We start from the raw sequence: 14,080 nt of genomic DNA, 5'->3' as shown, positions 1-14,080 counted from the left end.
ACATTAAATTTGTAGTTGTTCGATATTTTGTCTGCCCTTTAGAAAATTAAAAAACATGAAATACTACCTCATCGCAGGAGAAGCATCTGGAGATTTACACGGTGCAAATCTTATGAAATCAATTCTTAAAGAAGACCCTCAAGCAGAGTTTAGATTCTGGGGTGGGGATCTTATGCAGGCTGTTGGTGGATCGATGGTAAAACACTATAAAGATTTGGCGTTTATGGGATTTGTAGAGGTTTTATTAAACTTGTTTACTATCCTTAAAAACCTAAAACTTTGCAAACGAGATATTACAAGTTTTCAGCCAGATGTAATTGTATTTATAGATTATCCAGGGTTTAATTTGCGTATTGCAGAATGGGCTAAAGAAAAAGGGTTCAGAACACATTATTATATTTCTCCCCAGATATGGGCCTGGAAAGAAGGAAGAATAAAATCTATCAAACGATGTGTGGATATGATGTACGTAATTCTACCTTTCGAAAAATCTTTTTATGAAGATAAACATGAGTTTCCGGTTCAATTTGTAGGGCACCCATTAATAGATGCCATTGCAGATCATAAACAAATCATGCCTGAAACTTTTAAGGCTGAACACAATTTGGATGATCGACCTATTATTGCTATACTTCCGGGAAGTAGAAAACAAGAAATTCGTAAAATGCTTGAGGTTATGCTTACTGTTGTAGACGATTTTCCTAATTATCAGTTTGTCATTGCAGGAGCACCAAGCCAGGAGGCTTCTTTCTACGCTCCCTTTATTAAAAAACAAGGAGTTCACTTAATTATGAATCGAACGTATGATTTATTAAGCCTTAGTAATGCTGCCTTAGTAACTTCGGGTACTGCAACCCTGGAGACCGCCTTATTTAAAGTGCCAGAAGTAGTATGCTACAAAGGGAACTCTATTTCTTATCAAATTGCAAAACGAATTATTAACCTTGATTATATTTCTTTGGTAAACTTAATTATGGATAAACCTGTTGTAACCGAATTAATACAGGGTGATTTTAATCCTAAAAGGCTTAAAGAAGAGCTTACTATAATAATTGATGATTATAAAAGAGCAGTTATGTTTTTGGAGTATTATGATCTCGAAAAAAAGCTTGGCGGTAGAGGGGCTAATGATAAGACTGCAAAATTAATTGTAGAGTCTATAAAAAATTGATTTTCTATTTATCACAACACACCATAATAGTTTCGTAAAGCAATTCTGGGTCTACTGGTTTATTAAGAACAGTGTATATTCCTACTTCATTAAATTTTTCTCTGTTCAATTTCTCGGATATTGCTGTTAATGCAACTATTGGTATTCCCTTATCAAATTGTTTTATATATTTTGTAGCTTCAAAACCATCCATTTTTGGCATCATAATATCCATCAAGATCATAGAATATTTATTTTTCTTAACCATATCTACTGCTTCCTTTCCATCATTAGCAGAATCACAGTAAAAGCCATAATTCGAAATTATCTTTTCTGTAATTAATTGATTTACCTTATTATCTTCAACCAATAGAACATTAATTCCTTCTGGTGATTCGTCATAACCGTTTCCCGAGAAAATATTTTTTTCTATTACTTGTTTAGGAATATCAAATTTCATCGTAAATAAAACCAAAGTTCCTTTTCCTGGTTTAGACTTTAAAACAACATCACTTCCTTGTAATTTCAGTATTTTTTTTACGATCGACAATCCTAGTCCTGTACCTCCATATTTTCTATTGATTTTAACTGATCCTTGATGAAAAGCTTCAAAAGCCTTACTAATCTGTTTTTCTGACATGCCTATGCCCGTATCTCGAATGGAGAACTCTATTTCTGCTATATCACCTATTTTCGAAACCAATAAGGCCTCAACATAAATATCTCCGTCTCTCGTAAATTTTAAAGCATTATCCAATATATTTAAGAAGATTTGAGAAACCCTAAGAACATCTCCCTTTAGATCACCAGGAATATTGCTATCAATTTTTTTATGAATTTCATTATTATTATCCTTCATTAACACAGAAGAATCTACTAAGTTATTCAATAACGCTCTTAGATCAAATTTCTCGTTTTTTAGTTCTAGTTTTCCTTTTTCAAGATCATTTAAGTGGATTACATCTGCAATTAGGTTTAATAAATAGTCACTAGACAAATTGATTAACTTCATTTGATTTACCTGATGCGATGTCAATTCTTCTTTTTGCAGTAAAAATGTCGTGCCTTTTATTGTATTTAAAGGAGTAAGAAGTTCATGAGTTACCGAATCTAAAAACTCTGACTTCGCTTCTAGTGCTTCGTCTACTTTTTGATTAGCTTCTATTAATTCTTCATAATTCTTTTGAAGTAATTTATTTATTTTCGTTTTATATAAAGAGACCCTGTATTGAATTATACTCATTAGAATTAATCCCAGAATAATTATTACACTTAATAAAATAATATGGCCTCTATTTCTTAATTGTTCTGCTTTTAAATCATTTTCTAGTTTTATTCTTTTATTTTCTTCTTCTTTCAGATTTAATTGATTGGATAATGCAAGCGTGGTGCTTACTTCTCTTGTTCTTTGACTGTGATATTCTAAAAGATTGTTGAAGGATTGACTATAAAAAAGTGCTGCTTTTTTATAATCTCCAATTTTCTCATAATACAATCCCTTATTCGAATATAATCTTCCTTCAAAATTCAAATCTCCAGAATAAGCAGATTTTTCCTTTTCAATAGTGTCAAAATAGAGTTCTGCTTTTTCAAATTCTTCTAAATTGATATAACTTTCTGTCAAAAACAGATTTAAATTCTTTCTTCTATCCTGTTTAACTCCTGTTTTTCTTATTGCATTTGTCGATTTTAATGCATGCTCAATAGCCTCATTCCATCTTTTTACTTTCATATATCGCGAACTAAGGTTGTAATTGATATCAATCACATCTTCAGTTTTCCCATATTTCCTTAATAGTTGTTCTGCAATAAGGTAAGCTTGATACCCTTCTTCCTTTTTCCCCTGCATAGATTTGTGTACTCCAAGCCCTTCATAATACAACCCTAGCTGTCTTTTATTATCTATTTGTTTAATGATTTTTAGATTTTTGGCTAAATATTCTTCAACTCTAATGGTATCCCGTGTACCAAGAAAAAAATCTATTTTCGTTCTATTAATATGAATTTCAAGCAAGGGATCATTAACTTTTTTTATCAATTTTTCTGCAAGCTCTAAAAAATAGATTCCCTTTTCTTTTCCTTCATTTGTTTGTGTTGAAAATGATCTTGAAGATTCTTCCAGAATTTCTCTTATACTATCTGAACTCACCTCTTTATCAGCAACTTGCGCAGACAAAGGGATAATAGCAAAATGCATTAAAAAACACGCACTATATAGAAGTACCTTCAATTTCATCTGAAGAATATTAATAAGTATTTAACTAATAAGATATTAAATTATATTGTCTTTTACTCCATAACCTTAAACAAATACCGTAAAAGCCGTAATTCCAGGACATAAACAATAATTTATACTAGGACAAAACGCTTATTTATGACAATAATAAAAATTGCAAGCTTCTTAAACAATTTTAAACTCTTGAAGATTTTGACTAAAAACATGTATTTTTGTTATAAACCCAAGTCTAATGAAAAGAGTAATCTTTTATCTTTTAATTATTATAGCTTTAACTTCTTGTGGGAGTTCTTCTAAAAACAAAGCGGTTATATCTTCAAAAAATAGAACTACTGCTAAAGTCAAAACAACTAGAAGTCCCAACTCCAAAAAAATTAAAAGTATTGTGAGTTATGCTAAAACCTTTGGTGGCACCCGATACAAGTTTGGAGGTACTACAAGGAAAGGAATGGATTGCTCTGGCTTAGTATATACTTCATTTAAGAAAGAGAATATTATTCTTCCTAGAACTTCTAAAACTATGGCCACACAAGGGAAGGCTATATCATTAAAAAAAGTAAACGTTGGTGATTTGCTTTTTTTTAAAACCAATAAAAGAAAAAATGTTATTTCTCATGTAGGACTGGTAGTTGAGACTAAAGGAGTCATTAAGTTTATTCATGCATCTACATCAAGAGGAGTTATCATATCAAGTCTTGATGAGAAATACTGGAACAAATGCTTTGCCGGTGCCAGAAGAGTTTTATAGCTAACAGTATTTGCTTAGTAAATCATAAATCATCCTCTTAACAAATTCTCCCTTCTTTCTGAACAGCATTGTTTCTACTTCTGTTATTAATCCCAGTTCCGAAAAATGAAACTAGGGTCTCTTATCATTGTACTATAAACATTTTTGAGTAATTAATAATTACTCAACATAATCCTTTATTAAGTCTATAATGTGAAACTCATTAATATTCCTTTTATAGTCATCACTATTTCGACCTTACTTGGCATACTCATGGGGTGTCGTTTGACTATTGTTCCCGAAATTGTAGTATTAAGTTTCTCAATCTCTATATGTATACTTGGCGTTTCATGGAAACGATCAAAAAGGATGTTTAGCAAAGGGCATTCTTTTGTTATTATAACGGTGATTGTTTTTATCATTTTCGGAATCGCTTTAGTCAAAATCCACAACCCAAAGAACTATCCCAACCACTACAGCAATCACATAAATCTAAAAGAGCAACCCTATGATATAGGAATTCAATTTTATATTAAAGAACGATTAAAACCTTCATCCTACTATAATAAATACGTTGCCTCTATCAAACTTGTAGATGGTAAAGCTGTACATGGTAAAATATTACTTCAGGTCACAAAAGATAGCACACAAAATGTTTTGGACATAGGCAATACATATACCACATTTACCGCATTAAAACCTATCCCTCGTGCTTTAAACCCATACCAATTTGATTATTCAAAATATTTACATACTCAATACATATCTCATAAGATCGTTGTATTACCTCATCAACTCATTGATAACCATAAAATCGAATATTCTCTGGGTTATCTAGCAAATCAAATCAGAAAAACCAGTAATTTAAAACTATCGAAATACAATTTTAACTCCACACAGTTATCCATTATTAATGCTTTGCTTTTGGGACAAAGACAAGATATAAGTCAAGATGTTTTTGACAATTATAGAGATGCTGGAGCTATTCATATTTTGGCAGTGTCGGGACTTCATGTCGGAATCATTTTACTCCTATTAAATTTAATCTTAAAACCTCTTAACAGGTATCATAAAAACGGAAAAATAATCAAATTAATTCTCACTATTTTATCACTTTGGTGTTTTGCAATTATTGCGGGATTATCCCCTTCGGTACTTAGGGCAGTCACTATGTTTTCTTTTCTTGCTATAGGAATAAAAATTAGATCCAAAACAAGTATTTACAATTCATTGTTTATTTCTCTATTTATACTCATTTGTTTTAATCCTTTACTATTGTTCTCGGTAGGATTTCAATTAAGTTATTTAGCAGTCTTTGCGATAGCCTGGATACAACCACTATTATTCAAAATATATAGACCTCGATTTTATCTTTCTAAAAAACTTTGGGAAACATTTACAGTTACTATGGCTGCTCAACTTGGATTATTACCACTCACATTATTATATTTTCATCAGTTTCCTCTTTTGTTTTTTATGTCTAATCTTATTATTCTTCCTTTTTTGGGAGGTATTCTTGGGTTTGGTATTTTGGTCATTCTACTCGCTTATTTAAATATTCTCCCTGGATCTATAGCAACTTTATTTGGTGATTGCATTAACATCATGAACATTATTATTGAATGGATAGCTAATCAAGAAAGCTTTGTTATTAAAAATATTCCTTTCTCGACCAGTATGTGTATCGTCTCATACTTGACTATTATTCTTTTGGTCATGATGTTCAAAAAATATGAAAGGAAAAAATTGTATGGGTTAGGAGTATCAATAATTACACTGTTCTCTGTTTTAATATATGAAAAGTATGTTATTTCGAATCTAGAAGAACTAATTGTATTTCATAACCAACGTAATACTACTCTAGGAATCTTAGAAAACCAGCAATTTAGAATATACAGTAAAGATTCTATTGCAGTAAAAACTCAGCACTTTTTATTTGGCAATTATCTTACTAAGAATCAGGCTACTTTAGATACAGTTATGCAATTAAAAAACATTTATCAATATAAAAAACAAACGATTATGGTTATTGATAGTACTTCAATCTATGCTATCAAAAGTTTTTATCCTGATATTATTATTTTGTCTAATTCACCAAAAATTCATCTGGATAGAGTAATAGATAGTTTGCATCCAAAACAAATCGTTGTAGATGCGAGCAATTATAAAAGTTATATCGATCAGTGGGAAATCAGTTGTAAAAAACAAAAAATCCCTTTTCATCGTACAGATAAAAAGGGAGCATTTATATTAAAATAATCTTCTCAAAATCTTATAATAACACTAAAGATTCTTTTAGTAGTTGATCCTTCTGAGTCGTCATTATCTCTTGTATCATTTTATAGATTGTCGGTATACAATCTTTGGCCAATTTATTTTGACTGTTAAAGAGCACACAGATTCCTAAATCTTCGTTAGGGTAAATTGCAATCTCACTTCTATAGTTATTAACACTTCCTCCATGATGTACGATAGTACTTGGTTCTTTAGTATCAGCATCTACAAAAGAATGTACACGCCATCCTAAACCATAGGAAGATTTTGAATACCCTGGCCACTTTTGATAATACTGCCTTCTTCCTCCTACTTGTATTTTTGGACTAAACACAGTACGCATTGTATTAGGCATCATTACTTCTGGATTATTCCCGAGCAAAAATTTCATCCACTTCCCCATATCTGTTATACTTGCATTAATTCCTCCCGCAGCAATAGCATTGGTATAATATTTTTTATTAATACGTGTAGGTCGCCACCCACGTCTAATACGCTGATGTGGTTGTGCCACATTATCAGACTCCTTAAGAGCTTCATAACTTGCCGAAGCAGAAGTCATTTGTAGAGGTTCAAAAATTCTATTTTGAATAACCTCTCTTAAAGACTGACCAGTAACTTGTTCTATCACCTTACCACTTAATGCAAAAACAGCATTTTGATAGCTGTATATATTACCTGGTTGATCAATAGGAAGTACTTTTTTAAAATAGCTTGCAATTGTTGTTATCGGTAATCCATCTTCTACAAGGTTGGTAAAACTATGGTATGGTAAACCTGCAGTATGCGACAACACATGAGATAAAGTTACTTTTTTAGTTTGTTCTTTATTAGCCATTTGAAATTCTGGAACATAATCTACAATTTTATCTTCCCAATTTATTAAGCCTTCTTCTACATGAATTCCTGTAAGAATACCTGCAAAACCTTTAGAAACCGAACCAATTCTAAAGATGGTTTCTTTATTAATCTTGTCTTTTAAAGCGATATTCCTTTTACCATAACCATCTACATAAATAATAGAATCACATTTTACAATAGCAACAGCCGCTCCTACAATTTGATGTTGATCTATTGCCTTTTTAAAATACGCCTGGATAGAATCTGCCAATCGTTCTTTATCTGAATTCGGAAAATAAATTTCTGCTGGTTGGGATATTTGAATAGCTTGAGATTCTTGAGGTAATTCTGGTTGTTCTGCTGAAACAAAAGAAAAAAGTAGCGCAATAAACAACATAGATGGGACAGCTATGACTAGTATTCTTTTCATAAGTAGGTTTACAATTCAAAAAAGTATGAATAAAATCAAAAAAGCAATTACAATTTATAGAGTAGGTATTAAAATTGAATTAAGCTAGATTAGTTTTATTTTCATTTCTTGAATCAGATTTGGGTATTATTTTAGGTTTATTATTAACTAACGAATGGATCTTCAATTAATTGTACTATCCTTATTTAGAATCAGGACTAATGTATTCTGAATTGACTTAATTCTATAAATACAAAAGCTGGTTACATACAAGCTTAATATCAAAATCATTCTCAATTTTTGAATTTGAAAGAAAAATCTTCCGTAAAAACAAAAAACATTCTATTTGAATGTTATCATGGCCAATTTACGATAAAAAGACAAAAAAACAAGACAAAATACACAAATCTACAGATAAATATATTTTTTGTAGCTAATTGTATTCATAAAAAAGCCTCCATTTTGATCATATGATCAAAATGGAGGCTTTTAAAAATATAGTAATCTGTATTAATTCTCGAAAGTACTTACAAAAGACCGTTCATATTTCTGCCAAGCATCTGTACTGGTTAACTTTTTATAATCGTTATTATGGATCATCTTAAGATATATCTCTAACTGTTGTGGTGTTTTATAACCTACTACAGGAGCTATAAGGTTTCCTTTTTCATCAAAAAATACCATACTAGGATATCCAGTTATTTTGAGCGCATTTGCAAAAAAATGTTGACTGTTTCTTCCTTTCCTGTCCGGATTATAATTTGGATTAGTATAGGTGAAATCATTGTATTTTATTTCTTCTGTTCCTTCTGCATTAAACTTTACTGCATAGTAGTTTTTATTTACATAAGAAACTACATCCTTATTATGAAACGTTTTTTTATCCAGAAGCTTACAAGGCCCACACCAATCTGTATATACATCCATAAAGATCTTTTTAGGTTCTTTTTTCTGAGCCTCTAAAGCATCATTCATAGACATCCATTTGATTTCCTGTGCTTGAGTGTAAAAGCTTAGCAGAAATCCGAAAATAAAAAGTAGGTTTTTCATAAATCTTAAATTTTTATAACTAGTCGGAAACAAAAATTATTCCTTATTAAAAAATTCATTTGCCTTTGGGAAGCAAGTAAAGTTATATATTTTATTACATATTAATGCACTCCATGCATCATTTTCTTCATTTTTGAAGTAATTAAAATTAATATTACTCCAACAGTTACCGGAACTATAGTAAAGATCAAAAAGAAAGCAGACATTGAATATTCATTAACAATCACATCAATATAACTCCCTACAAAACCTGCTAATTTGTTACCAATAGCAATAGCCAGATACCATAGACCAAACATTAATCCTATTTTTTTTGCTGGTACTAATTTTGAAACATAGGATAATCCTACCGGAGATAAACATAATTCTCCCATAGTATGCAATAAATAAGCTAAAACCAACCACACTAAACTAACAGATGCCGTTTTTGCTCCCTGAGGAATCGATGCAGAACCCCATGCTAGCATTCCGAACCCTATACCCAATAATATCATTCCCAATCCAAATTTTACAGTGGCAGAAGGATTATACTTACTTTCCCATACTTTAGAAAACAAAGGTGCAAGAGTAATAATAAATAAAGAGTTCAAAATTAAAAACCAGGATGCCGGAATTTCAGTTGTCTCCTGAGGAAGAATTACAGATAGTTTCCATAATGCAATTGCCCATACACTTAAAAAACTTATTCCCAAAACAATATTAGATAATGAGATTTTTTTAAACGTTTGTGCAAATAATTTTAATAAAACCCAAGTAATAACTCCTAAAGGTATAATTGTTATTAATGTGTCTACTATTTTAAATAGTAATGCAGATCCCCCACTTAATACACGTTGCGTAAAGTTATTTGCAAAAATAGTCATAGATCCACTAGCCTGTTCGAATGAAGCCCAAAAGAATATTACAAAAAATGCTAGAATACCTACAACAATATAACGATCTCTCTGAACATGAGCGGGCACTTTTTCTTCGACCTTATCTATTTTATTTTCAATAGCGTCTGATAAATCTATTTTTTTGGATGGCTCTACTCCTACTCCTTCAAAAATACTTCTACCAAACCAAAATTGAAACATCCCAAGCATCATAAAAATACCAGCTAAACCAAATCCCCATGCCCAGCTTAAATTCTCACCTAAGAAGCCACAAAGTAAAACACCAATAAATCCACCAGAGTTTACACCCATATAAAAAATGGTAAACGCCCCATCTTTCCTTTCAGGAAACTTATCATACAAGCCACTAACCATTGATGTAATATTTGGCTTAAACAAACCACTACCAATGATCAAAAGTCCTACACCTATATATAGTGTTGTCTCTGTTTCTAATGCCATTGCACCATGTCCCAGAGTCATTACCAAAGCACCTAGTGTAACTGCTTTTTGATATCCTGTAAATTTATCGGCAATCCACCCTCCTATAACAGGAGTTACATAGACTAAAGAAGTATATGTTCCTAAAAGCGCTAATGCCCTTTCATTAGACCATTCCCAACCTCCATCTGCAAAAGTAGAAGTTAAAAATAGCACAAAAATTGCGCGCATTCCGTAGTACGAAAATCGTTCCCACATTTCTGTGAAGAATAATACATATAACGCGGGTTTATGACCTAATAAACTAAAGTCATTTGAATCGTCTTGAACCGTCATAATATTATTTATGAGTTATCTGCTAATTCAAAACCTTCGGCTTCTTCATGTAAAGTTCCTTCTTTATCTTCAACACCATGCGTTAGAATTTCTAATTTTTTTCTAAAAATCATAACGAGTAATCCAAAGATTACACAAAAAACGGCGATCCCTGTAAAGATGGTAAATTCACCAAGGTCTTCTGCAGATTCTCCTAATAAACCAGCTAGTTTATTTCCGAAGCCTGTCATTGCAAAATATACTCCCATCATTAATGCTCCATATTTAACCGGAGCCAATTTTGTAATAAACGACAATGCCACAGGCGATATACATAGCTCACCAATAGTATGAAACAAATATGCTAATACTAACCAATACATTGCAGAAGATCCATTAGAGTTAAACTCCATAGACGCAGCTGTCATGAAAAAGAATCCGGTTCCCATAATAATAAGTCCGATGATCATCTTAAACAAAGAACTCGAAACTTTTCCTTTTAGTTTTCTATTTGCCCAGTACCAAGCGATTGTGGTTCCTAAGAAAATTATAAACATCGCATTTAGAGATTGAAACCATGAAGCAGGAACTTCCCATCCCATTAGCATTCTATTTGTTTTTTCTTTGGCATAGATATTCATTAATCCTCCTGCCTGCTCAAAAGCTCCCCAAAAAACGATCACTAAAAGAAATGAAATAAATAAGACCACAATTCTATCTTTTTCGATCTTAGTTAATGGTTTTTTCATAGCTTCTTTATCTTCTTCTTTTTCAGAAGCTCCTAAAAAGTTACCAACTCCCGCAAGGTATTTTTGTCCCAATAAGTATTGTAATAATCCCAATGCCATTCCTATTCCTGCAAGACCAAAACCGTAGTGCCATCCATGCACTTCTCCTACATATCCTACGATTAAACTTGACAAAAATGCACCAATATTAATTCCTATATAGAAAATAGTAAATCCTTTATCTCTTCGTATATCTCCTTGTTTATACAAACCACCAACCATGGTTGAAATATTAGGTTTTAGCATTCCTACTCCTGCTATAATTAATCCAAGGCCAGAATACCAGGCCCACATTTCTTCAACAGCCAAAATACTATGTCCTGCAACCAGTAAAATTCCTCCGACTAAGACTGATTTTTTTTGCCCCAAAAATTTATCTGCAATCCATCCACCAGGAATTGATGCTACATAAACCAACATCGTATACCATCCATACAGTGCCAAAGCTTCTCCAGATGACCAGCCTAAACCTGCATTTTCATCCACGGTTTTAGCTGTTAGATATAACACAAAAATTGCTCTCATACCATAGTATGAAAAGCGTTCCCACATTTCTGTAAAAAATAAAATGTATAATCCCACCGGATGCCCAAAAAGCTCTTTCTGATGAGCTGCTTTAACTGTATTTGCCATTACGTTTGTTTAATTAATTATAAGTTGTTTTTAATGAAGTTAGTCATCTTATTGAATAAATGTAATCTAGTATTACCACCGTAAATTCCATGGTTTTTATCGGGATAAATTGCCCAATCAAAATCTTTATTTGCTTGTATCAATGCTTCAACCAATTGCATTGTATTTTGAACATGCACATTATCATCTGCACTACCATGTACTAATAAGAATTTTCCTTTTAATCCATTCACAAAATTAATAGGCGAATTATCGTCATATCCTTTCGCATTCTCCTGAGGAGTCATCAAATATCGTTCCGTATAAATGGTATCATAAAATCTCCAACTTGTAACTGGTGCTACAGCAATTGCCATTTTAAAGGTGTCGGGAGCTTTAAATAAACAATTACTAGACATAAAACCTCCGTAACTCCATCCCCAAATCCCAATTCGGGAAGCATCAACATATTCTAATCCCCCAAAATACTTAGCAGCAGCAATCTGATCCTGAACCTCTAGATTTCCTAAATCATTTTGAGTTGCTTTTTTAAACTTGGCGCCTTTTAGTCCAGTTCCTTTACCATCTACGCAAACAACTATATACCCCTGTTGTGCTAACATCATATACCAATAATCATTTGCTCTGTTCCAAGAATTCTTTACCGATTGAGATCCTGGTCCAGAATATTGATACATAAACAATGGATATTTCTTCTTTGGATCAAAATCTTTGGGCTTGATCATCCAGGTGTTTAATTGTTCTCCATTAATTTCTATTGTAGAAAACTCCTTTGGTCGCACATCATATTTTGCTAGTTTTTCTAGTAGCCCTTTATTGTTCTTAATTTCACGAACAACTTTTCCTGTCTTGCCATCATTTAGGGTATATTCGTAAGGAGTAGTTGCATTAGAAAAATAATTAATATACAAACTAAAATCTGCACTAAAGTCTGCGTCATTGGTTCCTTCTTTTTGACTTAATCGCTTTTTGTCTTTTCCATCCAAGGTCACACTATAAATATCTCTATTGATACTCCCGTTCTCTACACTTTGATAATATATAGTTTTATTCTTTTTATTATAACCATAATAACTTGTTACTTCCCAGGGACCTTTGGTTACCTGATTTACCAACTCACCAGTTGCTGCATGATGATATATATGGTTATATCCATCTTTTTCGCTGGTCCATATAAAACTATTATCTTCTAAGAATGTAAGATTGTCTGTAATATCTATATAAGCAGCATCTTTTTCATTAAGTACAACTTTTGCTGCTTTGGTCTTGGCGTCTACAAAAATTAAATCCAGATTATTTTGATGTCTGTTCATTACCTGTACACTCAAAATATCTGGATTTGCTGTCCATTTTATTCTAGGGATATAAAAATCTTTATAATCGCCTAGTTTAATCTGATCTAATGCCATTGCACTAATATCGGCTACAAACAAGGAGACTTTTGCATTCTTCTCTCCTGCTTTAGGGTATTTAAAAACCTCTTGTTTTTGATATAAATCTTTACCGTAGACATCCATAGAAAACTCAGGCACTTCTCTTTCATCAAATCGTAAAAAAGCAATCTTGTTACTATCGGCACTCCAATCAAAGGCTCTAACAAAAGAGAATTCTTCTTCATACACCCAATCTGTAATCCCATTGATAATTTCATTTTTCTTACCATCATCGGTTAATTGTACCTCCTTACCGGTTACAAAATTTAGCATATAAATATTATTATCCAGAACGTATGCTATCTTATTTCCATCTGGTGATAACATAGGGGATTGTATTTTTTTATCACTAACTTTAAAAATACCTTTAGAAGGAACATCATAAATATGATAAATCCCTTTTGAAGAACGGCGATATATCTGTTCTAGCTCACTCGAAAGTAAAACTCTATTTTCATCTTTACTAAAAGAATACCCTTGAAACGTAGATAGATCATCTATAGAAGCAGTACTTATTAAGGTTCTTACTTTCTCACCAGTTTCATATGAATAGACTTCAATATTAATTGCTCCAGAAGCTGCATCCTTTTCTATGACCGAATATTCAGTTCCATTTTTCATAGAATGTAATGATTGCAAGCCTTGAGTCCTAAAAGTTCCTCCCCAGATTTCTTGTAGAGTAAAAGCTTTGTCTTGTGCTGATGCTACAAGACCTATAAAAATCGTAATTGTAAAAAACAATTTTGTAATTTTCATATGATAATAATTTTTAAAAATTGTTGACGCCAAGAATACTAAAAAATCCGTGAAAAATACAACAATTGCTGTTAAATACAATAAAATCATAAAATCATAGGTGTTTTTTTTTAGCATATTATCAATAACACCTAGAGTTTTGTCAGCTTATTT

At 31.9% G+C, this 14,080-nt stretch carries 9 protein-coding genes; 3 read left to right on the top strand and 6 right to left on the bottom strand.

Annotated elements, in window-relative coordinates:
- The first annotated feature begins 55 nt into the window (after positions 1 to 55).
- The gene (gene lpxB, locus NNL09_RS10565; RefSeq protein WP_025667588.1) at positions 56 to 1,171 is read left to right on the top strand and encodes a lipid-A-disaccharide synthase; all 1,116 of its coding nucleotides are present in this window, start codon (positions 56 to 58) and stop codon (positions 1,169 to 1,171) included.
- A 4-nt stretch (positions 1,172 to 1,175) separates the two neighbouring features.
- On the opposite strand, the gene NNL09_RS10560 is transcribed toward lpxB, so the two are convergent.
- Positions 1,176 to 3,386, bottom strand: a complete 2,211-nt coding sequence (locus tag NNL09_RS10560; RefSeq protein ID WP_196911150.1) for a response regulator — start codon at positions 3,384 to 3,386, stop codon at positions 1,176 to 1,178.
- A 232-nt stretch (positions 3,387 to 3,618) separates the two neighbouring features.
- On the opposite strand from NNL09_RS10560, the gene NNL09_RS10555 reads away from it, so the two are divergent.
- Positions 3,619 to 4,134, top strand: coding sequence for a C40 family peptidase (locus NNL09_RS10555; protein ID WP_025667586.1), 516 nt, complete (start codon positions 3,619 to 3,621; stop codon positions 4,132 to 4,134).
- 192 nt (positions 4,135 to 4,326) lie between these two features.
- Positions 4,327 to 6,372, top strand: a complete 2,046-nt coding sequence (locus NNL09_RS10550; protein ID WP_196911151.1) for a ComEC/Rec2 family competence protein — start codon at positions 4,327 to 4,329, stop codon at positions 6,370 to 6,372.
- Between the two features lie 13 nt (positions 6,373 to 6,385).
- Here the strand turns inward: NNL09_RS10550 and NNL09_RS10545 are convergent, their stop codons facing one another.
- The 5 genes from NNL09_RS10545 to NNL09_RS10525 form a co-directional block, all read right to left on the bottom strand.
- Positions 6,386 to 7,657 (bottom strand): serine hydrolase, encoded by a 1,272-nt coding sequence (locus NNL09_RS10545; RefSeq protein WP_196911152.1) that lies wholly within the window; start codon positions 7,655 to 7,657, stop codon positions 6,386 to 6,388.
- A 489-nt stretch (positions 7,658 to 8,146) separates the two neighbouring features.
- Positions 8,147 to 8,686 carry a thioredoxin fold domain-containing protein gene (locus tag NNL09_RS10540; protein ID WP_025667583.1) on the bottom strand — a complete coding sequence of 180 codons (540 nt, stop codon included), beginning with the start codon at positions 8,684 to 8,686 and terminating at the stop codon, positions 8,147 to 8,149.
- A 101-nt stretch (positions 8,687 to 8,787) separates the two neighbouring features.
- Complete coding sequence (locus NNL09_RS10535) at positions 8,788 to 10,338, bottom strand: peptide MFS transporter (protein WP_025667582.1); 1,551 nt, start codon at positions 10,336 to 10,338, stop codon at positions 8,788 to 8,790.
- Between the two features lie 8 nt (positions 10,339 to 10,346).
- Positions 10,347 to 11,738, bottom strand: a complete 1,392-nt coding sequence (locus NNL09_RS10530) for a peptide MFS transporter (protein WP_025667581.1) — start codon at positions 11,736 to 11,738, stop codon at positions 10,347 to 10,349.
- 17 nt (positions 11,739 to 11,755) lie between these two features.
- Entirely contained in the window at positions 11,756 to 13,927 is a 2,172-nt protein-coding gene (locus tag NNL09_RS10525; protein ID WP_196911153.1) for a S9 family peptidase, read from the bottom strand.
- Positions 13,928 to 14,080 lie beyond the last annotated feature (153 nt).

The sequence above is a fragment of the Aquimarina sp. EL_43 genome (assembly GCF_943422735.1).
Classification (GTDB): Bacteria; Bacteroidota; Bacteroidia; order Flavobacteriales; family Flavobacteriaceae; genus Aquimarina; species Aquimarina megaterium.
The sequence above is the reverse complement of the archived record's forward strand: the minus strand, read 5'-3'. Positions and strand labels throughout refer to the sequence as shown.